This is a genomic window from Modestobacter versicolor (genome assembly GCF_014195485.1).
Taxonomy (GTDB): domain Bacteria; phylum Actinomycetota; class Actinomycetes; order Mycobacteriales; family Geodermatophilaceae; genus Modestobacter; species Modestobacter versicolor.
In genome coordinates, this window is record NZ_JACIBU010000001.1 from 1,221,076 (window position 1) to 1,246,803 (window position 25,728).

Sequence of the window (25,728 nt, forward strand, 5' to 3'; positions counted from 1 at the left end):
CTACAGCCGGGACGCCGCGATGGTGGTGACCAGGATCGCCCGGGCACCGAGCTCCCAGAGCTCGTCCATCACCCGGTTGGTGTCGTCCTTGGCCACCATCGCCCGCACCGCGGACCAGTTCTCGGTCTGCAGCGGGCTGACCGTGGGGCCTTCGAGGCCGGGGGTGATCGCGGTGGCCCGGGCCAGCAGGTCGTTGGGGCAGTCGTAGTCGAGCATCACGTAGCGGCGGGCGACCAGGACGCCCTGCAGCCGGCGGCGCAGCTGCGCCACGGCGGGCACCTCCTCGGCACCGGCGCGGCCGACCAGCACCGCCTCGCTGGCCAGCACCGGGTCGCCGATGATCCGCAGCCCGGCCGCGCGCAGCGTCGTCCCGGTCTCGACCACGTCGCAGACGGCGTCGGCGACACCGAGCCGGCAGGCGGTCTCGACCGCGCCGTCGAGCTTGACGACGGATGCCTTCATGCCGGTCTCGTCGAGGAAGCGCTGCAGCAGCCCCGGGTAGGCGGTGGCGATGCGCCGCCCCTCGAGCTTGGCGACCTCGTCGACCGGTGAGTCGGCGGGGCTGGCGAAGCGGAAGGACGAGCGGCCGAAGCCCAGGGGCATGACCTCGGCGGCCACCGCGCCCTCGCCGTCGCTCGGGGTGGTCTCCAGCAGCATGTCGCGGCCGGTGATCCCGACGTCCAGCGTGCCGGCGGCGACGTAGATCGCGATGTCGCGCGGGCGGAGGTAGAAGAACTCGGTGTCGTTCTCCGGGTCGTAGACCGCCAGCTCGCTGGTGGTCCGGCGCTGCCGGTACCCGCTCTCGGCGAGCATCGCGGCCGCGGGCTCGCTCAGGACGCCCTTGTTGGGCACAGCGACGCGCAGCACGGCAGGACTCCCGGTGAGGTGATGGAACGGCCCCGTCCCCGGGCCCCGCGGCGTGCGAAGCGCGTCGTGGGGAGGGACGGGGTCCTTCTTTTAGAGGTGAGCGTAGACGTCGTCGAGCGAGAGCCCGCGCGCCAGCATGAGCACCTGGACCCGGTAGAGGAGCTGGCTGATCTCCTCCGCCGTGCGCTCGGGCCCCTCGTGCTCGGCGGCCATCCACGACTCGGCCGCCTCCTCCACGACCTTCTTGCCCGCGGCGTGCACGCCGTCGCGGACGGCGGTGACCGTGCCCGACGCGGGGTCGCCGGCGGCGACCTTCTCGGTCAGCTCGGCGAAGAGCTGGTCGAACGACTTCACGCCGGGTTCACGCCGAATCCGGTGCTCTGCTTGGGCGTGCGCAGGTCGCGCAGCACCAGGGCGGTCTGCAGGGCGGCCGCGGTGGCCTCCCAGCCCTTGTCCTCCCCGGACTCGTCCATGCCGGCGCGGTCGCGGGCCTGCTGCTCGCCCTCGGTGGTGAGCACGCCGTTGCCGACGGGCTTGCCGCTGTCCAGCGACACCCGGGTCAGGCCCGCGGTGAAGGAGTCGCAGACGTACTCGAAGTGCGGGGTGCCACCGCGGACGACCACGCCGAGCGCCACGACGGCGTCGTGGGTCTGGGCGAGGGCCTGGGCGACGACGGGCAGCTCGATGGCCCCCGGCACGCGCACCACGGTCGGCGAGGTGACGCCCGAGGCCTCGGCGCAGGCGACGGCCCGCTCCAGCAGCGAGTCGCTGATCTCCCGGTGCCAGGTGGCCGCGACGATGCCGAGGGTCAGCCCGGCGGCGTCGACCGGCTCCTGGGTGGGGGCTCCGGCGCCGCTCATGCCGGTTGCTCGTTCTGGCGCATCGGGATGTCGCTCCCCTCGGCGGCCTGCGGGCCGCCCGTGTCGTGGGTGGGCTCGATGATCTCGAGCAGGTGTCCCATCCGGTCCCGCTTGGTGCGCAGGTACCCGACGTTGTCGGCGGTGACGTGCGTGGGCAGCCCCACCCGACCGGTGATCTTGAGGCCGTAGCCCTCCAGCCCGGCGCGCTTGGCCGGGTTGTTGGTCAGCAGCCGCATGGTGTGCACGCCCAGGTCGACCAGGATCTGGGCGCCCGTACCGTAGTCGCGCGCGTCGGCCGGCAGGCCCAGGTCGAGGTTGGCGTCGACCGTGTCGACCCCGGTGTCCTGCAGCTGGTAGGCCTGCAGCTTGTGCAGCAGGCCGATGCCCCGGCCCTCGTGGCCGCGGATGTAGAGCACGACGCCACGGCCCTCCTGGGCGACGGCGGCCAGCGCTGCGTCCAGCTGCGGCCCGCAGTCGCAGCGCAGCGAGCCGAACACGTCGCCGGTGAGGCACTCGGAGTGCACCCGGACGAGCACGTCCTCGCCGTCGGCGATGTCGCCGTAGACGAAGGCCACGTGCTCGCGCTCGTCGTAGGAGCTGCGGTAGCCGACGGCGACGAACTCCCCGGCGCGCAGCGGCACCCGGGCCTCGGCGACCCGCTCGACGAGCTTGTCGAAGCGCTTGCGGTAGGCGATCAGGTCGGCGATGGAGACCATCACCAGGTCGTGCTCGTCGGCGAAGACGCGCAGCTCCTCGCCGCGGGCCATGCCGGTGGGGTCCTTCTCGCTGACGACCTCGCAGAGCGTGCCCGAGGGGCGCAGCCCGGCCAGCACGGCCAGGTCGACGGCGGCCTCGGTGTGCCCGGGGCGGCGCAGCACGCCGCCGTCCTTGGCGCGCAGCGGCACCACGTGGCCGGGCCGGGCGAGGTCGGCGGAGCCGGTGTCGGCCGCGGCCAGGGTGCGGATGGTGTGCGCCCGGTCAGCGGCGGAGATGCCGGTGGTGACGCCCTCGCGGGCGTCGACGGTGACGGTGTAGGCGGTGCCGCGGCGGTCCTGGTTCACCCGGAACATCGGGGGCAGGTCCAGCCGGTCGGCGTCCTCCTCGGTGACGGCGACGCAGATGTAGCCCGAGGTGTAGCGGACCATGAAGGCCACCAGCTCGGGGGTGGCGAGCTCCGAGGCGAAGATCAGGTCGCCCTCGTTCTCGCGGTCCTCGTCGTCGATGACCACGACGGGGCGCCCGCTCTTGACCGCCGCGATGGCGTCCTCGATCGAGTCCAGGTGCAGGGTCACCGACGTGCTCCCAACAGTCGTTCGACGTACTTGGCGATGACGTCCACCTCCAGGTTGACGGGGTCACCGGGAGCGCGGTCGCCCAGGGTGGTCTCCCGCAGGGTGGTCGGGATGAGGCTGACCTCGAACCACGGCTCCGGCTCGTCCGCCAGCGCGCTGACCGTCAGCGAGACCCCGTCGACGGTGATCGACCCCTTCTCGACCACGTAGCGCGCCAGGTCGGCCGGGACGGCGATCCGCACGACCTCCCAGTCGTCGCCGGGCGTGCGGGACACCACGGTGCCCACGCCGTCGACGTGGCCCTGCACGATGTGCCCGCCCAGCCGGGTGGTCGGGGTGACGGCGCGCTCCAGGTTCACCGGGTCGCCGGCGCCCACCTCCCCCAGGCTGCTGCGCCGCAGCGTCTCGGCCATCACGTCGGTGCTCCAGACGCCGCTGCCGTCGGCGTCGGGCTCGACGGCGGTGACGGTCAGGCACACGCCGTTGACCGAGATCGAGTCGCCCAGCGCGACGTCCTGCACGGCCTTGCGGGCACGGATGCGGAGCACGGCGCTGTCCGCGCCGTCCTCCCGCGCGACCAGGGTGCCGAGCTCTTCCACGATGCCGGTGAACACGTCAGCTCCCTCCGCCGGTCGTCCCCGGCCCACCAGTGTGCCGGGTGGGCCGCAACCGGATCTGCACGTCCCCGCCCGTGCGGGTGACGTCGGTGACGTGCAGGTGCAGCGCGTCGGTGATCGTGCTGATTCCCAGCGCCCCCACCATGGGGGTGCCGGCCCCCAGCAGCTGCGGGGCGAGGTGCACCACGGCCTCGTCGACCAGGCCGGCGGCGAGGAAGGCGGCGGCCAGCGTCGGGCCGCCCTCCAGCAGCACCCGGCGGACGTCGCGGGCGAACAGCTCGGTCAGCAGCGCGGCCGGGGTCGCGGCGGTGCTGACCAGGGTGGGGGCGGCGTCGTCGTGCACCCGGGCGCTGGCCGGCACCCGGCCGCGGCGGTCCAGCACCACCCGCAGCGGCTGCCGCTCGGCGTTGCGGCCCTCGGCGTCGCGGACGGTGAGCTGCGGGTCGTCGGCGAGCGCCGTCCCGGAGCCGACGAGCACCGCGTCGCAGCCGGCCCGCAGCCGGTGCACCTCGGCGCGGGCCTCCGGGCCGGTGATCCAGCGGCTGGTGCCGTCGGCGGCGGCCACCCGTCCGTCGAGGGTGGTGGCCACCTTCCACACCACGTGCGGGCGCTGCTCGCGGACCCCGGTGAGCCAGGCCGCGAGCGCGCCCTCAGCCGCCTCGTCCTGCTCGGCGCCGAGCTCGACGTCGACGCCGGCCGCCCGCAGCCGGGCGGCACCGCCGGTGGCCAGCCGGGTCGGCTCGGGGACGGCGACGACGACCCGGGCGACGCCCGCGGCGACCAGCGCGTCGGCGCACGGCCCGGTGCGGCCGGTGTGCGCGCACGGCTCCAGGGTGACGACGGCGGTGCCGCCGCGGGCCCGCGCACCGGCCTGGGCCAGCGCGTGCACCTCGGCGTGCGGGCCGCCGGGGGGCGAGGTCGCGCCCTCCCCCACCACCGCGCCGCCGGCGTCCAGCACCACGGCGCCGACCGGCGGGTTGGGGCTGGTCGTGCCCAGCACCCGCAGTCCGAGCTCGCGGGCCCGGGCCATCGCCGCGTGCTCGGCGGCGTTCACCGGGCGCCGGCGGCCAGGGCGCGCAGCGCGGCGATCGCCTTGGCGGGGTCGTCGGCGCCGTAGACCGCGGAGCCCGCGACGAAGACGTCGGCGCCGGCCGCGGCGGCCTGCTCGATGGTGTCGGCGTTGATGCCGCCGTCGACCTCGAGGAACAGCTGCAGGTGCCCGGTCTCCACCAGCCGTCGCGCCTCGGTGACCTTGGGCAGCACCTCGGGCATGAACGACTGACCGCCGAAGCCGGGCTCCACGGTCATCACCAGCAGCGTGTCGAACTCCGGCAGCACGTCGAGGTAGGCCTCCAGCGGCGTGCCCGGCTTGATCGCCAGCCCGGCCAGCGCACCGGCGGCCCGGAGGTCGCGGGCGACCGCGCGCGGGTCGGTGCAGGCCTCGGCGTGCACCGTGACGTTGCGGGCGCCGGCCTCGGCGTACCCGGGCGCCCAGCGCTCGGGGTCCTCGATCATCAGGTGGCAGTCCAGCGGCACCGGGCTCACCGCCTGGATCGCCTGCACGACCGGCAGGCCCAGGGTCAGGTTGGGCACGAAGTGGGCGTCCATGACGTCGACGTGCACCCAGTCGGCGTCGGCGATGCGCTGCACCTCGTCGGCGAGCCGGGCGAAGTCCGCGGACAGCAGGCTGGGCGCGATCATCGGTTCCCGGGACACGCGTAGATCGTAGGTGGGCCGGCCCGGGCCCTCGCCGGTGCTCGAACCTGCAGGTCCTGGCCATGATCACTACGGTCGACCCATGAGGTCCGACGCCCTGCTCCGAGCCGGGCTGGCGTGCGCCTGGTGGAGCTGCCTGGTCTGGGCCGGCTGGTCGGTGGTGAGCGCCTGGCTGCCCGGGGACGTCGTGGTCATCATCGTCGTCGCCAGCCTCCCGTTGAGCTGCTGGGAGGCCTGGCACGAGTGGAAGGCGGAGCCGGGCCGCCCGCCCACCGCCGACGCCCTCCGCCTGCACCGGGACCCGGGGCCCGACCTGCGCACCGCCGTCGACGAACGCGCCCGCGACCTCCTGCGCCCCTCCCCGGAGGCGTGGTGGATCGGCGGGCTCTCCGTCGCGCTGGCCGCGGGCTCCACGACTGCCGCCGTGCTGCGCGACCAGCCGGTGCTCGGCCTCCCTGCGGTGCTGCTCCTCGCCCTGGCGGCCTGGATGGCCGCCCGGGTCACCGTGATGCGCAGCCGGGCCAGGCGCTGGCTGACCGACCCGCCGTACCCGGTCGACGCAACCCCGGCGGAGAGCTGATGGCGCAGGTCGAGGCGGAGGTCGTCGTCCCGGTCGAGCCGGCGCTGGCCTTCGCGGTGTCGCAGACCACCGGCGAGGCCCGGTACCGCTGGGACCCGTTCGTGCGCGAGCAGCACTTCCTCGACGGCAGCACCCGGCCGGCCAAGGGGGTGCGCACCTCGACCCGCTCCCGGCACGGGCTGGGCATGGTCAGCGAGTACGTCTCCTTCGTGCCGCCGTCGCACGTGGGCATGCGCATGACCAGCGGGCCGTGGTTCTTCGCCGTCTTCGCCGGCAGCTGGCGGTTCACCCCGACCGCGGACGGCGGCACCCGGGCGGTGTGGCGGTACGTGTTCCGCTGCCGCCCGGGCTGGCTGGCCCCGCTGGCCGAGCGGATCGGCACGCGGGTGCTGGGCCGGGACATCGAGCGCCGGATCGCCGGGTTCGCCCGCGGCTGCAGCGACCCGGTCGTGCTCGCCGCGGCCCGCCAGGCCCTCGACCGGCCCGCCGACCGCCCCGGCCAGGAACCGCCGCACCGCGACGGATGACGTAGCCCGGCCGGGACAGCCGCCGACGTGGTGCACATCACATCTGTGTGAGGCTGCTGTGGGCGGACGCCCCGGCGTGCCGCGCGACCCGGACCACGGACGGAAGCGAGACCCGGATGCGACTCCCTGCGTTCCTGCGCACGCTCCTCACCGCGACGGCGGCCGGCGCACTGCTGGTGACCGTCGCCGTCAGCCTGCCCACCGCCGGCGCCACTCCCCCGTCGCCGGCCGGACCACCGACCGGACCACCGGCCGGCGGTCCACCGGTGGCCTCCTGCGAGAGCCTGCTCGCCCTGGACCTGCCGGACACCACCGTCGACTCCGCCGTCGAGGACCCCGGTGACGCGACCACCCCGCCGTCCTGCCGGGTGCAGCTCACCGTCACCCACCCGCCCGCCGGCGATGCCGTCACGGTCTGGGTGCACCTGCCCAGGGACTCGTGGAACGGCCGCTTCCAGGCCATGGGCGGCGGCGGGTTCAGCGGCGGCTCACCGGACTCGCTGCTCGAGCCGCTGCAGGCCGGGTACGCGACCGCGGCCACGGACGCCGGCCACGTGGGCCCGACCGCCGACTTCGCCCTGGACCCGGACGGCACGCTGAACTGGCAGCGGATCCGCGACTTCGGGCACGTCGGGGTGCACGACATGACCGTCACGGCCAAGGCGGTCATCGAGGCCTACTACGGCCGCGGCCCCGCCTACTCGTACTGGAACGGCTGCTCCACCGGCGGGCGCCAGGGCCTGATGGAGGCCCAGCGGTACCCCGACGACTACGACGGCGTCCTCGCCGGCGCACCGGTCATCAACTTCCCGCAGATGCAGACCGGCCAGATCTGGGGCCAGGTCGTCATGCTCGACCGGCAGAACCCGGTGCCGCCGTGCAAGTTCGAGGCCGCGCTGGCCGCCGTCGTCTCCGCCTGCGACCTGGTCGGTGACGGCGTCGCCGACGGGGTGATCGGCGACCCGCTCGGCTGCGACTTCGACCTGACCACGCTGATCGGCCAGCAGACCCCGTGCGGGGAGATCACCGCCGCCGACGTCGAGGTGATGCAGCGGATCGGCGAGGGTCCGCGCACCGCCGAGGGCGAGTTCCTCTGGTACGGGCTGCCCCCGGGCGCGCCGTTCGCCGGGCTCAACGACACCGTCGAGGTGGACGGCCGCTGGGAGGGCAGCCCGTTCGTGTTCGACCTCTGGTGGATCAGCCTCTTCCTGGAGCAGGACCCGAGCTGGGACTGGCGGACCCTGACGCCCGAGGCGTTCGAGGCGTACTTCGCCCAGGCCGTCGAGATGTACTCCGACGTGCTCGGCGCCGACGACCCGGACCTGTCGGCCTTCCGCGACCAGGGCGGCAAGGCGCTGCTCTGGCACGGCGCAGCCGACTTCGGCGTCCCCGTCCAGGGCACGATCGACTACTACGAGCGGGTGCGCGACCTGATGGGCCGCGGGCAGACCCAGGACTTCCTGCGGCTGTTCGTCGCCCCCGGCGTCGGGCACTGCGGCGGCGGGGCCGGGCTCCAGCCCACCGGTCAGTTCGAGGCGCTGGTGGAGTGGGTCGAGCACGGCCGGGCGCCGCAGACGCTGCAGTCCCAGCGGGTGGACGACGCGGGCACCGTGACCGCGACCCGGCCGATCTGCCAGTACCCGGAGGTCGCCCGGTGGACCGGGCGCGGTGACCCCGACGACGGGAGCACCTACCGCTGCCGCAAGGGCACCCGGCTGGAGGTGCCCGCCCGCTGAACGGTTCCCGGCGGGTCCGCCCTGCGCGGGCCCGCCGGGATCAGCGGTCCAGCTCCGGCAACGCCAGCCACTCCGCCCAGCTGAGGTCACGACCGACGAAGCGGGGCGCGGTCAACGGCCACTCGGCCGCCAGCCACCGGGGCACGAAGTCGTCGAACGCGCGCTCGACCTCGGTGCCGACCAGCCCGTCGACCACCCACCAGGAGACCTCGGCGTCCGCGCCGCCCACCCGCTCCGGCGGGTCGACGTAGAGGCAGCCGAGCAGCTCGGCCTCGTCCTCGGCGAACAGCCCGTACAGGAAGCTCTGGTGGGTGGCGATCTCCCGCGCGTGCCGGGCGAGGTCCTCCCGGTCCTGCGCCACGGTCATCGTCGCCGGCGGCCACCCCCAGGCCTGGCCGTAGACCGACCACAGCCGCTCCCGCGACCCCATCACGGCCGGGAAGTCGATCTCGGTGTCGGCGTCGCTCATCGGCCGGAGGTGGTGCCCGGTCGGCAGGTCGGCGCGGAGCGGGTGGGCGAAGTCGTCAGGCAGCCACGGCACGGAGCGGGAGGGTAGCGGCGGGGCGCCCGTCCGGTCACCGGGTTTCCGGAGCGGGTCCCGACGGGTCAGGCGTCGGCGTCGTACCTGGCCCGGGCCCGCTCGACGTCGGCCATGTTCTCCATCGACCACAGGAACAGCGCGTCGACGAGGTCCTGCAGGGTGCGGCCGAGCGGCGCGATGCGGTACTCGACGGCGATCGGCCGCGAGCTGGTGACCACCCGTTCGACCATGCCGTTGCGCTCCAGCCGCCGGAGCGCCGCGGTGAGCGACTTCTGCGTCACGACCGGGAGCGCCCGGCGCAGCTCGTTGAAGCGCAGCGGCCGCTCGCACAGCTCGTCGAGCACCTGCAACGACCACTTGTCCAGCACCTGGTCGAGCAGTTCGCGGTGGTGTGCGAGCAGCGGCAGCCGCTCGGCGTGCGCGGTGGTCTCCGTCATGACACCTGGTCTCGTTGAAGTTGCCTCTGTGTACCAGGTAGACCTGGGATACCGCAGTGACCGACCACCGAGAGGCCTCCCGTGACCGTGCAGCTGTCCAGCCCCGACGGCATGCTCCAGCCCGTCCCCTACCAGCACGTCTCGGTCGCCAGCGGCACCCGGCAGGTGCACGTGGCCGGCCAGATCGCCCGCGACGCAGCCGGCCGGCCGGTGGCGACCGGCGACCTGACCGGCCAGGTCGCCCAGGCGCTGCGCAACACCGCGCTCGGTCTCGCCGGCGCGGGCGCGACCTTCGCCGACGTCGTCCGGCTGCGGTTCTTCGTGACGCAGTGGACGCCGGACCGGATCGGGGCGTTCCTGGCCGGCGTCGAGGAGGTCGCGGACGAGCTGGGGCTGCCCCGGCCGCTGCCCCCGGCGTCGCTCATCGGCGTCGACGTCCTCTTCGAGAGCGACGTGCTGGTCGAGGTGGAGGCCGACGCCGTCCTCGACTGACCGCCCGCGTGCCGGGGGCTGCGTCCCTCAGCGGGTGCGGCGGAGCAGCGCCATGAACATCGCGTCGGTGCCGTGCCGGTGCGGCCAGAGCTGGGCCGCGTCGCCGCGGGCGAGGTCGGGGACCTCGGGGAACAGCGGCGCCACGGGCAGCACCTCGACGTCGTCCCGCCGGGCGGCCGCGGCGACCACGTCGACGGTCTCGGCGGTGTGCGGCGAGCAGGTCACGTACGCGACCACCCCGCCCGGCCGGACCGAGGCCAGCGCGCTGTCGAGCAGCCGGCGCTGCAGGTCGGCCAGCGGCGCGACGTCCTCGGCGGTCCGCCGCCAGCGCACCTCGGGCCGGCGGCGCAGCGCCCCCAGGCCGGTGCAGGGGGCGTCCAGCAGCACCCGGTCGAACGAGCCGGCCGGCCAGCCGGGCTCGGTGCCGTCGGCGACCAGCACCTCGACGTCGTCCTCGCCGGCCAGGGCGCCGCGGACCAGCTCGGCCCGGTGCTCGCTGCGGTCGGCAGCGGTCAGCCGCACGCCGGCCGGCCGGACGGCGGCGAGCAGCCCGGCCTTGCCGCCGGGGCCGGCGCACATGTCCAGCCAGGCGGCGTCCGGGCCCTCCAGCGGTGCCCGGACCAGGGCCAGGGCGGCCAGCTGGCTGCCCTCGTCCTGCACCGCGGCGGCGCCGGAGCGGACGGCGGCCAGCTTGCCGGGGTCGCCGCTGGGCAGCCGGACGGCGAAGGGCGACCACGGCCCGGCAGCCCCGCCGCTCTCGGTGGCCAGCTCGTCGCGGTCGACGTGCCGGGCGACCAGGTGCACCTCGGGCGCGGTGTCGTCGGCCAGCAGCGCCGGCTCGACCTCGGCCTCGTCGGCCAGCGCATCCCGCCACGCCTCGACGATCCAGCGCGGGTGGTCGGTGCTCAGCGACAGCCGCTCGTCCTCGTCGGCGGGGGCCAGCGCGGCCAGCCAGGCCGCCCGGTCACCGCCGGCGGAGACCTTGCGCAGCACCGCGTTGACCAGACCGGAGGCGCCGGTACCGACGATCGCCCGGGTGAGCGCCACCGTGGTGTCGACGGCGGCGTGCGCCGGCACCCGGAGGTCGATCAGCTGGTAGGCGCCCAGCCGCAGCAGGTCCAGCACCTTGGGGTCGAGCTCGGCCAGCGGCCGGGAGACCAGGGTGGTGAGCACCGCGTCCAGCGTGCCGGTGGCGCGCAACGTGCCGTAGGCGAGCTGGGTGGCGAAGGCCGCGTCGCGGGGCTCCAGCTGCCGCTCGCGCAGCAGCTGGGGCAGCAGCAGGTTGGCGTAGGCGGCGCGGCTGGAGACGCCGTCCAGCACGTCGTAGGCGGTCAGCCGGGCGCCGTCGAGCACCGGCCGGTGCCGCCGGGACTGGGGTCGCTGGTTGCCCGTGCCCGGGTCGTTGCGCCGCTTGTGGCCGGCCCGCCGGGCCGGGCCGGTCACGCGCCCACCTGCTCGCCGAGCCGCTCGCCGGGCTCGGGCCGGGCGCCGCGCGCCCAGTCCGCCGCGGGCAGCATCTTCTTGCCGGCCGGCTGCACCTCGGTGAGCCGGACGGCGCCGCGACCGGTGCCCACGAGCACCCCGGTCGTGCCGAGCGACAGCTCGCCGGGCGCCAGGGCGAGCGACGAGCCGAGCGGCTCCACCGGGGCCAGCCGGAGCCGGTTGCCGCGCCAGGTCGTCCAGGCACCGGGGGCCGGGGTGACCCCGCGGACCCGGCGGTCGACGACGTGCGCCGGCAGCGTCCAGTCGACCTGGGCGTCGGCGGTCTCGATCCGCGGCGCGAGGCTCACGCCCTCGGCCGGCTGGGGCTCGGCGCGCAGCGAACCGTCGGCGATGCCGTCCAGGGTCGCGACGAGCAGCCCGGCGCCGCTCACCGCGAGCCGCTGCAGCAGGTCGCCGGCCGTGTCCCGCGGGCCGATCGGCTCGGTGACGACCCCGAACACCGGGCCGGTGTCCAGCCCGGCCTCGAGCTGGAAGGTCGCGGCCCCGGTGACCTCGTCACCGGCCATGACCGCGTGCTGCACCGGCGCCGCACCGCGCCAGGCGGGCAGCAGCGAGAAGTGCAGGTTGACCCAGCCGTGCCGCGGCAGCTGCAGGGCCGCCGGCGGCACCAGCGCGCCGTAGGCGACCACCGGGGCGCAGTCGACGGCGAGGTCGCGGAGGGCGTCGAGGAACTCGGGCTCGCGCGGCGACCGGGGCTGCAGCACCGGGATCCCGGCGGCGTCGGCACGCCCGGCGACCGGGGAGCGGCTGGTGCGGCGGCCCCGCCCGGACGGTGCGTCCGGGCGGGTGAGCACGGCGACGACCTCGTGCGACGACCCCAGCAGCGCGTCGAGCGCCACCACGGCCGGTGCGGGGGTGCCGGCGAACAGGAGCCTCAGTGGGGGCTCACCTTCACGATGGGCGGGACGACGGGCTCGCCGTTGGGCAGGTAGGACTGCTCGCCCTGCCACGCCGCCTCGCTGAGCACGGCCAGCGCGGCCTCGCGGGCCTCGGCGTCCAGCCGGTCGACGAACAGCACGCCGTCCAGGTGGTCGGTCTCGTGCTGGATGGCGCGGGCGAGCTTGTGCGAGCCCTCGACCCGGATCGGCTCGCCGTGCATGTCCCAGCCGGTCGCGGCCACGTACAGGTGCCGGCGGCAGTCGAAGCGGAAGCCGGGGATCGAGAGGCAGCCCTCGGCGTCCTCCTCGGTCTCCTCCCCCACCGGCGTGACGTCGGGGTTGACCAGGTGGCCCACCTCGCCGTCGACGTACCAGGTGAACACCCGCAGGCCCACGCCGATCTGCGGCGCGGCGATGCCGGCCCCGCCGGCGGCGTGCATGGTGTCGGTCAGGTCGGCGACGAGCTGCCGCAGCTCGGCGTCGAAGTCGACGACGGGGGCGGCGGGGGTGCGCAGCACCGGGTCGCCCATGATCCGGATCGGGGTGACGCTCACCGGACGATCCTAGGCGGCCGACGCGGACCGCTGCGCCGCCGGGACGGCTACGCGAGCTCCAGCGGGTCGAGCTGCACCCGCACGTGCTCGGTGACCTTCCGGGCGCTGCGCACCCCCTGCACGTCGTGCAGCGCCCGGGCCAGCGCGACGCCGTCGCTGCGCCGCACCCGCACCAGGTACCGCTCCCGCTCGCCCTCCTGGCCCGGCCGCGGCAGCTCGGGCACGGGCCCCAGGACGTCGGCGCCCTCCGGCAGCCGCAGGGCGGCCAGGAAGTCGGCGAGCGCGGCCGGGGACGCCGACAGCGACGCCATCCGGGTCACCGGGGGGAAGCCCAGCGCCCGGCGGTCGGCCAGCTCGCGCTCCGCCAGCCCGGCCGGGTCCCAGCGCACCAGCGCCTGCACCACCGGGTGCGCCGCGTCGGCGGCCACCACCACCTGGCCGCCGGGGCGCACCAGGGCCGCCGCGTTCACCCAGCGGCGCATCGTCTCCTCGCCGGCCCGCAGGTCGGCCCGGCCGAGCAGCGCCCAGGCGTCCAGCAGCAGCGCGGCCCCGTAACCACCCTCGGCCACCGGCTCGGCGCCGGGGGTGGCGACCACGATCGCCGGGTCGGCGGGGACGGTGGCCAGCACGCCGGAGGTTCGGCCGGACACCCGCACGGCCGCGCCCGGGAAGGCCCGGCCCAGCTCCTCGGCGGTGCGGGAGGCGCCGATGACGGCCGCCCGCAGCTTGGTGCCGTGGCAGTGCGGGCAGTCGAAGGTCGCCGCCGGCCGCGCGCACCACCGGCAGGCGGCGATCCGCACCCCGCCCTGACCCGGCGACGGGGCGATGCCCAGCGGCCCGGCGCAGTGCCCGCACCGTGCCGGGGCGCGGCACCGGTCGCAGACCAGCGAGGGCACGTACCCGGACCGGGGCACCTGGATGAGCACCGGCGCCCCCGCGTCCAGCGCCCGCCGGGCGGCGGCGAACCCCAGGGTGGGCAGCCGCGCGGACCGGGCGGCCGGGTCGCGGGCCAGCTCGAAGTCGCTGCCCAGCGCCTCCACCCGGGGCGCCGCGGCCCGCAGGGTGGCCCGGTCGGCGACCAGCTCGTGCGCCCAGCCGGACTCCACGAGCAGCGCGGCCTCGGCGGTGCGCGCGGTGCCGGCCACCACCGCGGCGCAGGAGGCGAGGTGGGCGCGGTGCACCAGCACGTCGCGGGCGTGCGGGTAGGGCGCCCGCGGCTCGGCGTGCAGGTCGTCGCCGTCGTCCCAGATCGCCACCAGGCCGAGGTCGCGGACCGGGGCGAACACCGCACCCCGGGTGCCGAGCACCACCTGGGCGCTGCCGCGCGCCGCGGCGAGGAAGCGGCCGTAGCGGGTGTCCGGGGAGGAGTCGGCGCGCAGCACCGCCACCGAGCCGGCGGGCAGCGACCGCTCGGCGGCGGCCGCCAGCCGGTCGAGGTCCTTGCCGTCCGGGACGACGACCAGGGCGCCGCGCCCGCCGGACAGCGCCGCCTGGCAGAGCTCCACGAGCCGGGCCGGCCAGTCCTCACCGGGCAGCGCCGTCCACACGGCGCGGGCGGGGCGGCCCTCGGCGACGGCGGCCAGCAGCTGCGGGCCGGTCGGGTACCGCGCGAAGCCGGCCGGGTCGGGCGCGGCCGGCGCCGACGGCGGGTCGAGCCGTGGCCGCTTCTCCGGTGCGCCCCGGCGGGGCGGGAGCGCCAGCCGGAGCACGTCGGTCAGCGACCCGGCGTAGCGGTCGGCGACCGACCGGGCCAGCTCGGCGACCTCCGGGGTGAGCACCGGTTCGGGTGACACGACCTTGGCCAGCGGCGCCAGCTTGCCGGTGTGGTCGGTGCTGCCGGCGAGCTCCAGGACGACGCCGTCCACCAGCTTGCCGGCGAACCGGACCCGCACCCGGCAGCCGGCCACGACCTGCTCGGCGAGCTCGTCGGGGACGGCGTAGTCGAACGGCCGGTCCAGGTGCGCCAGGGGCACGTCGACGACGACCCGGGCCACCCGTTGCGCACGGGTGCCCGGGTCGTCGAGGGCGGGGGCCGGTCCGCTCAGCGGGTTATACGGAGAGGGTCGACTTGAGCGCGTCGACCCGGTCCAGCCGCTCCCACGGCAGGTCGAGGTCGGCGCGGCCGAAGTGGCCGTAGGCGGCGGTCGGCGCGTAGATGGGCCGCAGCAGGTCCAGGTCGCGCACGATGGCGCCCGGGCGCAGGTCGAACACCGAGGCGATCGCCTTCTCCAGCGCCTCCTCGGGCACCGTGTTGGTGCCGAAGGTCTCGACGAACAGGCCGACCGGGTGCGCGGCGCCGATCGCGTAGGCGACCTGCACCTCGCAGCGGCGGGCCAGCCCGGCGGCGACGACGTTCTTGGCGACCCAGCGCATCGCGTAGGCCCCGGAGCGGTCGACCTTCGACGGGTCCTTGCCGGAGAAGGCGCCGCCACCGTGCCGGGCCATGCCGCCGTAGGTGTCCACGATGATCTTCCGGCCGGTCAGGCCGGCGTCGCCCATCGGGCCACCGATGACGAACTTGCCCGTCGGGTTGACCAGCAGCCGGTAGTCGGTGGTGGGCAGGCCCAGCGCGGCGAGCTCGGGCTCGACGACGAGCTCCTGCACGTCGGGGGCGAGCAGGGTGTCGATGGAGATGTCCTCGGCGTGCTGCGAGGAGACGACCACGGTGTCCACGGCGACCGGGCGGTCGTCCTCGTAGACCACGGTGACCTGGGTCTTCCCGTCGGGCCGCAGGTAGGGCACCGACCCGTCCTTGCGGACGGCCGCGAGCCGCCGGGAGAGCCGGTGGGCCAGCGCGATCGGCAGCGGCATCAGCTCGGGGGTCTCGTCGGTGGCGTACCCGAACATCAGGCCCTGGTCGCCGGCGCCCTGGCGCTCGATGAGGTCGTCGGCCGCGGCGGCCCGGTGCTCGGCACCGGTGCGCGCCTCGTAGGCGGTGTCGACGCCCTGCGCGATGTCCGGCGACTGGGCACCCAGCGAGACGCTCACGCCGCACGAGGCGCCGTCGAAGCCCTTGCGGGAGGAGTCGTAGCCGATGCCCAGCACCGTGCGCCGGACGATGTCGGCGATGTCGACGTAGCCGGAGGTGGTGACCTCACCGGCGATGTGCACCTGACCGGTGGTGATGAGGGTCTCGACGGCCACCCGGCTGCGGGGGTCCTGCTCCAGCATCGCGTCCAGGATCGAGTCGCTGATCTGGTCGGCGATCTTGTCGGGGTGGCCCTCGGTCACCGACTCGGAGGTGAACAGACGGCGTGGCACTCGGTACTCCCTGCGGTCGGCTGCCGCACGCGGTCGCGTCCGGTAGGCGGGTGGCCCTGGCGGCTGAGGCTACCGGGGCGCGACGACGTGCGTTCGATCCGGCGGGTGGGTGGGGACGGCGGGACGGGAGGGGCGGTCAGCCGGCCGGCAGCGCGGCGGCGACGGCGTCCCAGATCCCGGCGGCGACGGCGTCCTTGCGGCCGGACAGCAGCGGGGTCGCGCTGCCGTCGGCGGCCAGCACGGTGACCTCGTTGTCGGCCCGCCCGAACACCCGACCGGCGGAGACGTCGTTGACCACGAGCAGGTCGACGCCCTTGCGCACCAGCTTCGCCCGGGCGTGGGTGAGCACGTCGCCCTCGGCGTCCCCGGTCTCGGCGGCGAAGCCGACCACGAGCTGACCGGCCGGGCGCCGCTCGACCAGCTCGACCAGGACGTCGGCGTTGCGCACCAGCTCGACCGCGGTCGGCTCGCCGGCGCTGCCCTTCTTCAGCTTGCTGGTCGCCACCGTGCCAGGTCGGAAGTCGGCGACGGCCGCGGCCATGACCACCACGTCGGCCGGGCGGTCGGCCCCGTCGCCGGCGGACTCGGCGTGCATCGCGGCGCGCAGCTCCTCGGCGGACTCCACCGGGACGACGCGGACGCCGAACGGCGCGGGGGCCTCCACGTTCGCCGCGACCAGCACCACCTCGGCGCCGCGGGCGGCGGCGACCCGGGCCAGCGCCCAGCCCTGCATGCCCGAGGAGCGGTTGCCCAGGAAGCGCACCGGGTCCAGCGGCTCGCGGGTGCCGCCGGCGCTGACCACCACCCGACGTCCGGCGAGGTCCGGGCGCAGCGCCGCGGCACCACCGGTGAGCACCAGCTCGGCCAGCGCGGCGACGTCGGCGGGCTCGGGCAGCCGGCCGGGGCCGGAGTCCGGGCCGGTGAGCCGGCCGACCGCCGGGGGCAGCACGACCGCACCGCGGCGGCGCAGCGTGGCCACGTTGTCCTGGGTGGCCGGGTGCAGCCACATCTCGGTGTGCATCGCCGGCACGAACACCACCGGGCAGTGCGCGGTGAGCAGGGTCGCGGTGAGCAGGTCGTCGGCCCGCCCGGCAGCCGCGCGGGCCAGCAGGTCGGCGGTGGCGGGGTTGACCAGGACGAGAGCTGCGGACTGCCCGATCCGCACGTGGGCGACCTCGGGGACGTCGTCCCACACCTCGGTGGAGACGGGGTTGCCGCTCAGCGCCTCGAAGGTCGCCGCACCGACGAAGCGCAGCGCCGACGCGGTCGGCACCACCCGCACGTCGTGCCCGGCCTCGGTCAGGGCGCGCAGCAGCAGCGCCGACTTGTAGGCGGCCACGCCGCCGCCCACCCCCAGCACGATCTTGCTCATGCCGCCCATCCTCCCCCAGGCACGACGAAGCCCCCGGTACCGAGTACCGGGGGCTTCACCACAACGGGTCGTGACGGCCGGGCGGACCGCCACCAGCCGTCGGCCCCGGTCCAGAGGCTCACCCCCGAGCCTGCGAGGGGGTGAGGAGGACCGGGGTCCTTCGTCAGTTCTCGCCGGCGGTGTGGGTGAGCAGGCCCTCGTTGATCTCGCGCAGCGCGATCGAGAGCGGCTTCTCCTGGGGCGCGGTGTCGACCAGCGGGCCGACGTACTCCAGCAGGCCCTCGGAGAGCTGGCTGTAGTAGGCGTTGATCTGGCGGGCCCGCTTGGCGGCGTAGATGACCAGCCCGTACTTGCTGCTGGTGCGCTCGAGCAGCTCGTCGATGGGCGGGTTGGTGATGCCCTCAGGGGCGGGTGCGACTCCGGACACGGGCGAGCGTGCTCCTTCTTCGTTTGCGGGAGTGGACCTGGCCGGCTGGACGCAACCGGACCGCTCTCACTCGGGGGCGCTGCCGTCCGGCGGTCCCTCGAGGGGCCTGGACGGTGGCGCAGTCAGCAATCGTACCAACTCGTCCGCTGCCCGGGCCACGTCGTCGTTGACGACCACCACGTCGAACTCCCCGGCGGCGTCCAGCTCGGCCTGCGCGAGGGCCAGCCGGCGCTCCTGCACCTCGGGGTGCTCGGTGCCCCGGCCGGCCAGCCGGCTGACCAGCTCGGCCCACGACGGCGGCGCCAGGAAGACCAGCTGGGCCTCGGGAGCGCGGGCGCGCACCTGCCGGGCGCCCTGCAGCTCGATCTCCAGCAGCGCCGGGGACCCGGAGGCCAGCTGCTCCTGCACCGGGGCCACCGGCGTCCCGTAGCGGTTGCCGGCGTACTCGGCCCACTCCAGCAGGCCGTCGTTGGCGATCAGCCAGTCGAAGTACTCGCCGTCGACGAACCAGTAGTGCTCGCCGTCCACCTCGCCCGGCCGGGGCTTGCGCGTGGTGACCGACACCGACACCCACACCTCGGGGTGCCGGCGCCGGACCTCGGCCACGACGGTGCCCTTGCCCACCCCGGACGGACCCGACAGCACCGTCAGGCGAGCAGACGGTCGGGCCACTCCGGGAGTCCTCGGGGCAGGGGTCGGTCGGGAGAGCGAGGTGCTCAGGCGAGGCCCTCGGTGGGGACCTGGTCGGGCTGGACCTGCTCACCGGCGAACTCGGCCTCCAGCGCCTTGCGCTGGTTGGCACCCAGACCACGGACGCGCCGGGTCGGGGAGATCTCCAGGCGCTCCATGATCTTGGCCGCGCGGGCCTTGCCGACGCCCGGGAGGGACTCGAGGACGGCGGACACCCGCATCTTGCCGATGACCTCGTCGGTCTCGCCCTGCTTGAGGACGTCGCCGACCGTGGTGCCCTTGCTCTTCAGCCGCTCGCGGAGCTCGGCACGGGCCTTGCGGGCCGCGGCGGCCTTCTCCAGGGCTGCGGCGCGCTGTTCGGGGGACAACTCGGGAAGGGGCACGGAGCAACCCAATCGTGTTCATGCCGGCGTGGTGCCCGGCGGTGTTGTTCGGTGTGTACTTCGACTGCGGTGCGGCCCGCGTTGTGAGCCTGGCGGCGACCCTAGTCACTGCGAACCGGCTGGTCACCCGGGACCCCGGTGCGACTTCGGGCCGACCGGTGTGCTGCACCACCGGGCGACCGGACCGAACGGTGCCGTAACTGGTGCGTCACTGCTGGTCAGACCGCCGGTCACCGGCCGGCCACCTCCCGGCCACCGCACCGACGACCAGCCCACCGGCCAGCGCGGAGGCCGCGCCCGGCCAGCGCCCGTCGCCCCGCGCCGGGTCGCCCACCTGCTCGCACGCCGGCCAGCCGGGGCAGCCCAGCGGTTCGTAGCTGCCGCCGTGGGCGGTCACCCGGGTGCCGTCGGCGGCGCGGAGCAGCAGCAGCCCGGCGACGACCAGGCCCGCGGCGGCGACGCCGACCAGGCACGCGACCCGGGTCGCGTGCCGGGCTCCCCCGGTCAGCAGCCGGCCGGCCAGCGCGCCCAGCAGGGCGGCGCCGGCGACGAGCAGCAGCCGGCCGGCCGCGGCCCGCCGCCGGGCGCCCCGCAGCTGGTCGAACTGCTCGGGCGAGAGGAACTCCAGCCCGCCCCCGGCGTCCCCGCCCCGGACGACGAGCACGACGCCCAGGACCAGCAGCGCCGCGCCGACGGCGAGGAGCCAGGGCGCCGCCCGCCTCACGCGCCGAGCTCGGCCGTCCAGCGGTCGGCCGCGGCGCGCAGGGCGGCGACGTCCGGGCCGGCGTTCAGCACGTCTCGCGAGACGGTGGGGACGACGGCGCGGCCGGACCCGAACAGCCGGCGCAGGTCGGCCACCGAGCCGCCCTGCGCGCCCAGGCCCGGGGCGAGCACCGGCCCGCGCAGGCCCGCGAGGTCGACGTCCAGCTCGGGCAGCGTCGCGCCGACGACCACACCGAAGGAGCCGGTGAACGCCCCCCAGCGCCCCTGCTGGTCGGCGAAGGCGGCCGGGTCGGGCGCCGGGTCGCCCACCAGCCAGTCGGGGGTGTTCCAGCGGCCCACGGCGTCCACCACGTGCTGGGCGACGCTGCGGCCGCCGGCCGTCGCGTGCTGCACCTCGCCGCCCTCCGGGTTGGAGGTGCGGGCCAGCACGAACAGCCCGCCGCCGGAGGCCCGGGCGGTGCGCGCGGCGGGGTCGAGCGAGCCCGGGCCGAGGAACGGGCTCACGGTGAGCGCGTCGACGGCCATCGGGTGCTCGGGGCGCAGGTAGTCGGCGTAGGCGTCCATCGTGGAGCCGATGTCGCCGCGCTTGGCGTCCAGCAGCACCAGTGCCCCGGCAGCCCTGGCCCGCACGACCGCCTCCTCCAGCACGGCGATGCCGCGGGAACCGTGCCGCTCGTAGAACGCCGACTGCGGCTTGAGCAGCGCCACCCGCCCGGCCAGCGCCTCGACGACCAGGTCGGTGAACCGGCGCAGCCCGTCGACGTCGTCGGTCAGGCCCCAGTCGAGCAGCAGCGAGCGGTGCGGGTCGATGCCGACGCACAGCGGGCCGCGGTCGGCGACCGCCTCGGCCAGCCGGCGGCCGAAGGGGACGGCGTCCGGTGCGGTCACTGCAGGCCCCGCGAGTGCCGGCCGGCCGGCGGGTCGGGACGGCGGTGGGCGTAGCCGATGGCGTCGGCGAGCCGGCCGAAGCCCCGCTCCCCCAGCGCGTCGGCGAGCTCGGCGTGGATCCGGGCGGGGGCCGACGGGTCGTTGAAGACCGCCGTCCCCACCGAGACGGCGCTGGCGCCGGCGAGCACGAACTGCAGCGCGTCCAGCCCGCTGCGGATGCCGCCCATGCCGAGGATCGGCACGTTGGGCAGCGCCTGGTGCACCTGCCACACGCAGCGCAGCGCCACCGGGCGGATCGCCGGGCCGGAGAGGCCGCCGGTGACCCCGCCCAGCACCGGGCGCATGGTGTCCGGGTCGATGACCAGCCCGAGCAGGGTGTTGATCATCGACAGGCCGTTCGCCCCGGCCTCGGCGCAGGCGGCGGCCACCGAGACGATGTCGGTGACGTCCGGGCTGAGCTTGGCGTAGACCGGCTGGGCCGGGTCGGCGACCTCGCGCACCGCGGCGACGACGTCGGCCGCGGCCACCGGGTCGCAGGCGAACACCTCGCCGCGGCTCTCGACGTTCGGGCAGGAGATGTTGACCTCCAGGCCGAGCACCCCGGGCACGCCGCGCAGCCGGGCGGCGAGCTCGGCGAAGTCCTCGACCCGGGTGCCGGCGATGGAGACGAACGCGCGGACGCCGCGCTGCGCCAGCCACGGCAGGTCCTCGGCCAGCAGCCCGTCGATGCCGGGGCCCTGCAGGCCGATGGAGTTCAGCATCCCGCTGGGCGTCTCGGCCATCCGCGGCGTGGGGCGACCCGAGCGCGGCCGCAGCTGCACCGACTTGGTGACCACGGCACCGATGGAGGTGAGGTCGAAGAACGGGTCGAGCTCCTGGCCGAAGGCCGAGCAGCCCGAGGCGGTGAGCACCGGGCTGACCACCGGCACCCCGCCGATCGAGGCCTGCATGTCGACGGTGGGGACGGAGAGCGCCTCGGCCGGGGCGGGCAGCGTGGGCTCGATGCTCATCAGGGCTCCAACCGGATGACCTGGGTGCCACCGGGGCGGTCCGCGGGCGGCGGGGGCGGCGGCGGGGGCGCGCCCCCGATGTAGGCGGTGACGTCGTCGTGGTCGGGGTCGGCGGCAGCCGGCGGGGGCGGCGCGACCGGTGCAGCGGCCGGCGGGGCAGCCGGGGCCGCCATCAGCCCCATCGCGTCGGCACCGACCACGTCGGCGGGCAGGGTGCCCACGTCGGCGAAGCGCACCCGGTCGCCGCCGAACACCGGGCCCTCGACGCAGGACCGGGCGAACCGGGTGCGGCCGTCGGCGCCGACCACCGGCAGCACGCAGGTCATGCAGACCCCGATGCCGCAGGCCATCGACTCCTCGACCGCCACGTAGCCGGGGATGCCCGCGGCGACGGCCTGGTCGCTGACGGCGCGGAGCATGCCCATCGGCCCGCAGGCGTAGACCACCCCGGCGCCGCGGATCAGCTCGGCCACCGCCTGGGTGACCCAGCCCCGGCGGCCGGCGCTGCCGTCGTCGGTGGTGACGACGAAGGGTGCGGCCAGCGCGCCGAGCTCCGGCACCGAGCACAGCCGGTCGGCCGAGGCGGCGCCGGTGACCGCGGCGACCTCGTGCCCGCCGGCGCGCAGCCGGGCGGCCAGGCCGACCAGTGCCGCCGCGCCGTAGCCGCCGCCGACCAGCAGCGCGGGCGTGCCCGGCGGGGGCAGCGGGAACGGCCGGCCGAGCGGCCCGACGACGTCGACCTCGGCACCCAGCTCCAGCCCGGCCAGCCAGGTGGAGCCGACGCCCTTGGCGGAGACGACCACGTGCACCCGGCCGGCACCCACGCCGGCGATCGCGATCGACCGGCGGAGCAGGTTCGCCGAGGTCGGCCCGCCGACGGCGAAGGCGACGAACTGACCCGGCTCGGCGGCCTCGGCGATGTCCGGGGCGAAGAACCCCAGCTCCACGTAGGCGCCCATGGTGCGACGGGAGGCGACCTCGGCCATGCCCTGCACGGGCGGGTTGCGGGCGGGCGGGACGGGCGGGGTGAACACCGGCCGGCCGCCCGGCTGCTCGGTCACGCGCCGGCCTTGGCCGCCGCCTGCGCCGCGGCCAGCGCCGCGTGCAGGTCCTGCAGGCTGCGGACGCCCAGGTCGCCGCGGCGCAGCGCCTCGACGCCCTGCACGGTGGCCGCCATCCCCTGCACGGTGGTGATGCACGGGATGCCCATGCTCACCGCCGCCGCGCGGATCTCGTACCCGTCGAGCCGGGGGCCGCTGTTGCCCGGTGTGCCGAACGGGGTGTTGACGACCAGGTCGACGTCCCCGGCCAGGATCCGTTCGACCACGTTGCCCGGCCCCTCGGAGTACTTGCCGACCACCTGGCAGGCCACGCCGTTGCGGCGCAGCACCTGCGCGGTGCCGACCGTGGCCAGCACGGTGAAGCCGAGGTCGGCCAGCCGCTTGACCGGGAAGACCGCCGAGCGCTTGTCCCGGTTGGCCAGCGAGACGAACACCGTGCCGGAGGTGGGCAGGTTGCCGTAGGCGGCCGCCTGGGACTTCGCGAACGCGGTGCCGAACTCCGCGTCGATGCCCATCACCTCACCGGTGGACTTCATCTCCGGTCCGAGCACGGTGTCCACGCCCTGGCCCTCGACGGTGCGGAACCGGTGGAAGGGCAGCACGGCCTCCTTCACCGAGATCGGCCCGTCGACCGGCAGGTCGGTGCCGTCACCGGTCTCCGGCAGGACGCCGGCGGTGCGCAGCGAGGCGATGGTCTCCCCCACCGCGATCCGGGCGGCCGCCTTGGCCAGCTGGACGGCGGTCGCCTTGGACACGAACGGCACGGTGCGGCTGGCCCGCGGGTTGGCCTCGAGGACGTACAGGACGTCGTCCTTGAGCGCGTACTGGACGTTCATCAGCCCGCGCACCCCGATGCGTGCGGCCAGCGCCTCGGTGGCCGCCCGGATGGTCCGCAGGTCCGAGCCGCCCAGCGTGATCGGCGGCAGCGCGCACGCCGAGTCGCCGGAGTGGATCCCGGCCTCCTCGATGTGCTCCATGACCCCGCCCAGGTACAGGTCGGTGCCGTCGTAGAGGGCGTCGACGTCGATCTCGACGGCGTCCTCGAGGAACCGGTCGACCAGCACCGGGTGGTCGGTGCTCACGTCGGTGGCCTTGCGGATGTAGGCCTCGAGCGTGGCGTCCTCGTAGACGATCTCCATGCCGCGGCCACCGAGCACGTAGGAGGGCCGCACCAGCACCGGGTAGCCGATGGTCGCGGCGATCGCCTTCGCCTCGGCGGCCGTGGTGGCCATGCCGTGCTTGGGGGCGAGCAGCCCGGTGTCGGCGAGCACCCGGGAGAACGCGCCGCGGTCCTCGGCGGCGTCGATCGCCTCCGGGGAGGTGCCGAGCACCGGGACGCCGGCGTCCTTGAGCCGCTGCGCGAGCGCGAGCGGGGTCTGCCCGCCCAGGGTGCAGATGACCCCGGCGACCGGCCCGGCCGCGCGCTCGGCCTCGACGACCTCGAGCACGTCCTCGAAGGTGAGCGGCTCGAAGTACAGCCGGTCGGCGGTGTCGTAGTCGGTGGAGACGGTCTCCGGGTTGCAGTTGACCATCACCGCCTCGTAGCCGGCGTCCTGCAGGGCCATCACCGCGTGCACGCAGGAGTAGTCGAACTCCACGCCCTGCCCGATCCGGTTCGGGCCGGAGCCCAGGATCAGCACGGCCGGGCGCTCGCGCGGCTCGACCTCGGTCTCCTCGTCGTAGGAGGAGTAGTGGTACGGCGTGCGGGCGGCGAACTCGGCCGCGCAGGTGTCCACCGTCTTGTAGACCGGCCGGATGCCCAGCCGCCAGCGCAGCCGCCGGACGCCGTCCTCGCCGGCCAGCTCCGGCCGCAGCTCGGCGATCTGCCGGTCGGACAGCCCGTGCCGCTTGGCCAGCCGGAGCAGCTCCGGGGTCAGCGAGGGCTCGTCCCGCAGCTGCTCGCCGACCTCGGTGACCAGCGCGATCTGGTCGACGAACCAGGTGTCGAAGCCCGACGCCCGCGAGACCTGCTCGACGGTGGCGCCGGCGGCCAGCGCGCGCTGGGCGGTGTAGAGCCGGCCGTCGACCGGGGTGCGCAGCTGCTCGAGCAGCTCCTCGGCGCTGGCGCCGTCCTCGGGGGTGGTCCAGAAGCCGGACGCGGCGGTCTCGGTCGACCGCATCGCCTTGCCGAGGGCCTCGGTGAAGTTGCGGCCCATGGCCATGACCTCGCCGACGCTCTTCATCGTCGTGGTCAGCCGCGGGTCGGCGCCGGGGAACTTCTCGAAGGCGAACCGCGGGATCTTCACCACGACGTAGTCCAGCGCCGGCTCGAACGACGCCGGGGTGACCCCGGTGATGTCGTTGGTGATCTCGTCGAGGGTGTAGCCGATGGCCAGCTTCGCGGCGATCTTGGCGATCGGGAAGCCGGTGGCCTTGGACGCCAGCGCGCTGGACCGGGACACCCGCGGGTTCATCTCGATGACGACCAGCCGGCCGGTCTCGGGGTGCACGGCGAACTGGATGTTGCAGCCGCCGGTCTCGACGCCGACCTCGCGCAGCACCGCGATGCCGACGTCGCGCATCTCCTGGTACTCGCGGTCGGTGAGGGTCATGGCCGGGGCCACGGTCACCGAGTCGCCGGTGTGCACGCCCATCGCGTCGATGTTCTCGATCGAGCAGACGACCACCACGTTGTCGCTGCGGTCGCGCATCAGCTCGAGCTCGAACTCCTTCCAGCCCAGCACCGACTCCTCGATGAGGACGGTGTGCACCGGGGAGTCGGCCAGGCCGTGGCCGGCCATCCGGCGCAGCATCGGCTCGTCGGTGGCGATCCCGGAGCCGAGCCCGCCCATGGTGAAGCTGGGCCGGATGACGACCGGGTAGCCGACCTCCTCGGCGGTGGCCAGCGCCTCCTCGACGCTCGCGCAGACCGTCGAGCGGGGCGCGTCGGCGCCGATGGAGCGGACGATGTCCTTGAACAGCTGCCGGTCCTCGCCGCGGTTGATCGCGTCGACGTCGGCGCCGATGAGCTGGACGCCGTACTTCTCCAGCACGCCGTTCTCGTACAGCCCGATGGCGATGTTCAGCGCGGTCTGCCCACCGAGGGTGGCCAGCAGCGCGTCGGGGCGCTCGGCGGCGATGACCCGCTCGACGAACTCCGGGGTCAGCGGCTCGACGTAGGTGGCGTCGGCGATCTCCGGGTCGGTCATGATCGTCGCCGGGTTGCTGTTGACCAGGCTGACCCGCAGGCCCTCGGCCTTGAGCACCCGGCAGGCCTGGGTGCCCGAGTAGTCGAACTCGCTGGCCTGGCCGATCACGATCGGCCCGGAGCCGATCACCAGCACGTGCTGGAGGTCTGTCCGCTTGGGCACGA

The 25,728-nt window shown here is 75.5% G+C and carries 27 protein-coding genes; 4 read left to right on the forward strand and 23 right to left on the reverse strand.

What is annotated here, in order from left to right:
- The 7 genes from hisG to rpe form a co-directional block, all read right to left on the reverse strand.
- The gene (hisG, locus tag FHX36_RS05930) at positions 1-867 is read right to left on the reverse strand and encodes an ATP phosphoribosyltransferase (RefSeq protein WP_110553973.1); all 867 of its coding nucleotides are present in this window, start codon (positions 865-867) and stop codon (positions 1-3) included.
- Positions 868-957: 90 nt separating this feature from the next.
- On the reverse strand, positions 958-1,221 hold the full coding sequence (locus FHX36_RS05935) for a phosphoribosyl-ATP diphosphatase (RefSeq protein WP_110553974.1): 264 nt from the start codon (positions 1,219-1,221) through the stop codon (positions 958-960).
- Positions 1,218-1,727 (reverse strand): 6,7-dimethyl-8-ribityllumazine synthase, encoded by a 510-nt coding sequence (ribH, locus tag FHX36_RS05940; RefSeq protein WP_110553975.1) that lies wholly within the window; start codon positions 1,725-1,727, stop codon positions 1,218-1,220. The genes FHX36_RS05935 and ribH overlap by 4 nt, the downstream gene beginning before the upstream one ends.
- Positions 1,724-3,019 carry a bifunctional 3,4-dihydroxy-2-butanone-4-phosphate synthase/GTP cyclohydrolase II gene (locus FHX36_RS05945; protein WP_110553976.1) on the reverse strand — a complete coding sequence of 432 codons (1,296 nt, stop codon included), beginning with the start codon at positions 3,017-3,019 and terminating at the stop codon, positions 1,724-1,726. The genes ribH and FHX36_RS05945 overlap by 4 nt, the downstream gene beginning before the upstream one ends.
- Positions 3,016-3,633 carry a riboflavin synthase gene (locus FHX36_RS05950; RefSeq protein WP_110553977.1) on the reverse strand — a complete coding sequence of 206 codons (618 nt, stop codon included), beginning with the start codon at positions 3,631-3,633 and terminating at the stop codon, positions 3,016-3,018. Before FHX36_RS05950 ends, FHX36_RS05945 begins: the two co-directional genes overlap by 4 nt.
- Before the next feature lies 1 nt (position 3,634).
- Positions 3,635-4,690 (reverse strand): bifunctional diaminohydroxyphosphoribosylaminopyrimidine deaminase/5-amino-6-(5-phosphoribosylamino)uracil reductase RibD, encoded by a 1,056-nt coding sequence (gene ribD, locus FHX36_RS05955; RefSeq protein ID WP_343056575.1) that lies wholly within the window; start codon positions 4,688-4,690, stop codon positions 3,635-3,637.
- Complete coding sequence (gene rpe, locus FHX36_RS05960) at positions 4,687-5,352, reverse strand: ribulose-phosphate 3-epimerase (RefSeq protein WP_343056576.1); 666 nt, start codon at positions 5,350-5,352, stop codon at positions 4,687-4,689. The genes ribD and rpe overlap by 4 nt, the downstream gene beginning before the upstream one ends.
- 82 nt (positions 5,353-5,434) lie before the next feature.
- Between rpe and FHX36_RS05965 the strand changes: the two genes are divergently transcribed.
- From FHX36_RS05965 to FHX36_RS05975, 3 genes are all read left to right on the forward strand, one after another.
- On the forward strand, positions 5,435-5,932 hold the full coding sequence (locus tag FHX36_RS05965; RefSeq protein ID WP_110553843.1) for a hypothetical protein: 498 nt from the start codon (positions 5,435-5,437) through the stop codon (positions 5,930-5,932).
- Positions 5,932-6,459: an SRPBCC family protein gene (locus FHX36_RS05970; protein ID WP_110553845.1), complete on the forward strand. Its 528-nt coding sequence runs from the start codon at positions 5,932-5,934 to the stop codon at positions 6,457-6,459. The genes FHX36_RS05965 and FHX36_RS05970 overlap by 1 nt, the downstream gene beginning before the upstream one ends.
- A gap of 116 nt (positions 6,460-6,575) precedes the next feature.
- Positions 6,576-8,195: a tannase/feruloyl esterase family alpha/beta hydrolase gene (locus tag FHX36_RS05975; protein WP_146251697.1), complete on the forward strand. Its 1,620-nt coding sequence runs from the start codon at positions 6,576-6,578 to the stop codon at positions 8,193-8,195.
- Between the two features lie 40 nt (positions 8,196-8,235).
- On the opposite strand, the gene FHX36_RS05980 is transcribed toward FHX36_RS05975, so the two are convergent.
- Both FHX36_RS05980 and FHX36_RS05985 read right to left on the reverse strand, forming a co-directional pair.
- A complete protein-coding gene (locus FHX36_RS05980; RefSeq protein WP_110553847.1) occupies positions 8,236-8,736 on the reverse strand; it encodes an N-acetyltransferase in 501 nt (166 codons plus the stop codon).
- A gap of 65 nt (positions 8,737-8,801) precedes the next feature.
- Positions 8,802-9,173: a winged helix-turn-helix transcriptional regulator gene (locus FHX36_RS05985; RefSeq protein WP_110553848.1), complete on the reverse strand. Its 372-nt coding sequence runs from the start codon at positions 9,171-9,173 to the stop codon at positions 8,802-8,804.
- A gap of 81 nt (positions 9,174-9,254) precedes the next feature.
- Here FHX36_RS05985 and FHX36_RS05990 point away from each other — a divergent pair, with 81 nt between their 5' ends.
- Complete coding sequence (locus FHX36_RS05990; RefSeq protein ID WP_110553849.1) at positions 9,255-9,665, forward strand: RidA family protein; 411 nt, start codon at positions 9,255-9,257, stop codon at positions 9,663-9,665.
- 27 nt (positions 9,666-9,692) lie between these two features.
- Here the strand turns inward: FHX36_RS05990 and FHX36_RS05995 are convergent, their stop codons facing one another.
- The 14 genes from FHX36_RS05995 to carB all read right to left on the reverse strand — a co-directional run bounded on the left by FHX36_RS05995 (position 9,693) and on the right by carB (position 25,726).
- Positions 9,693-11,108 carry a transcription antitermination factor NusB gene (locus tag FHX36_RS05995; protein ID WP_183513589.1) on the reverse strand — a complete coding sequence of 472 codons (1,416 nt, stop codon included), beginning with the start codon at positions 11,106-11,108 and terminating at the stop codon, positions 9,693-9,695.
- The gene (gene fmt, locus FHX36_RS06000; RefSeq protein WP_183514118.1) at positions 11,105-12,046 is read right to left on the reverse strand and encodes a methionyl-tRNA formyltransferase; all 942 of its coding nucleotides are present in this window, start codon (positions 12,044-12,046) and stop codon (positions 11,105-11,107) included. Before fmt ends, FHX36_RS05995 begins: the two co-directional genes overlap by 4 nt.
- Positions 12,043-12,600: a peptide deformylase gene (def, locus tag FHX36_RS06005; RefSeq protein WP_110554410.1), complete on the reverse strand. Its 558-nt coding sequence runs from the start codon at positions 12,598-12,600 to the stop codon at positions 12,043-12,045. The genes fmt and def overlap by 4 nt, the downstream gene beginning before the upstream one ends.
- A gap of 47 nt (positions 12,601-12,647) precedes the next feature.
- A complete protein-coding gene (locus FHX36_RS06010) occupies positions 12,648-14,594 on the reverse strand; it encodes a primosomal protein N' family DNA-binding protein (RefSeq protein WP_183513590.1) in 1,947 nt (648 codons plus the stop codon).
- Positions 14,595-14,649: 55 nt separating this feature from the next.
- Positions 14,650-15,861 (reverse strand): methionine adenosyltransferase, encoded by a 1,212-nt coding sequence (metK, locus tag FHX36_RS06015; protein ID WP_110554336.1) that lies wholly within the window; start codon positions 15,859-15,861, stop codon positions 14,650-14,652.
- Positions 15,862-15,997: 136 nt separating this feature from the next.
- Positions 15,998-17,233 (reverse strand): bifunctional phosphopantothenoylcysteine decarboxylase/phosphopantothenate--cysteine ligase CoaBC, encoded by a 1,236-nt coding sequence (gene coaBC, locus FHX36_RS06020; RefSeq protein WP_183513591.1) that lies wholly within the window; start codon positions 17,231-17,233, stop codon positions 15,998-16,000.
- Between the two features lie 163 nt (positions 17,234-17,396).
- Positions 17,397-17,660 carry a DNA-directed RNA polymerase subunit omega gene (rpoZ, locus tag FHX36_RS06025; protein ID WP_014741310.1) on the reverse strand — a complete coding sequence of 88 codons (264 nt, stop codon included), beginning with the start codon at positions 17,658-17,660 and terminating at the stop codon, positions 17,397-17,399.
- A gap of 66 nt (positions 17,661-17,726) precedes the next feature.
- Positions 17,727-18,332, reverse strand: a complete 606-nt coding sequence (gene gmk, locus FHX36_RS06030; RefSeq protein WP_110554346.1) for a guanylate kinase — start codon at positions 18,330-18,332, stop codon at positions 17,727-17,729.
- 44 nt (positions 18,333-18,376) lie between these two features.
- Positions 18,377-18,733 (reverse strand): integration host factor, actinobacterial type, encoded by a 357-nt coding sequence (gene mihF / locus FHX36_RS06035; protein ID WP_110554345.1) that lies wholly within the window; start codon positions 18,731-18,733, stop codon positions 18,377-18,379.
- A gap of 208 nt (positions 18,734-18,941) precedes the next feature.
- Complete coding sequence (locus FHX36_RS06040) at positions 18,942-19,457, reverse strand: hypothetical protein (protein WP_183513593.1); 516 nt, start codon at positions 19,455-19,457, stop codon at positions 18,942-18,944.
- A complete protein-coding gene (gene pyrF / locus FHX36_RS06045) occupies positions 19,454-20,344 on the reverse strand; it encodes an orotidine-5'-phosphate decarboxylase (protein ID WP_110554210.1) in 891 nt (296 codons plus the stop codon). Before pyrF ends, FHX36_RS06040 begins: the two co-directional genes overlap by 4 nt.
- Complete coding sequence (locus FHX36_RS06050) at positions 20,341-21,354, reverse strand: dihydroorotate dehydrogenase (protein ID WP_110554209.1); 1,014 nt, start codon at positions 21,352-21,354, stop codon at positions 20,341-20,343. Before FHX36_RS06050 ends, pyrF begins: the two co-directional genes overlap by 4 nt.
- The gene (locus FHX36_RS23810) at positions 21,354-22,415 is read right to left on the reverse strand and encodes an iron-sulfur cluster-binding protein (protein ID WP_258373054.1); all 1,062 of its coding nucleotides are present in this window, start codon (positions 22,413-22,415) and stop codon (positions 21,354-21,356) included. Before FHX36_RS23810 ends, FHX36_RS06050 begins: the two co-directional genes overlap by 1 nt.
- Positions 22,412-25,726, reverse strand: coding sequence for a carbamoyl-phosphate synthase large subunit (carB, locus tag FHX36_RS06060; RefSeq protein WP_183513596.1), 3,315 nt, complete (start codon positions 25,724-25,726; stop codon positions 22,412-22,414). The genes FHX36_RS23810 and carB overlap by 4 nt, the downstream gene beginning before the upstream one ends.
- Positions 25,727-25,728 lie beyond the last annotated feature (2 nt).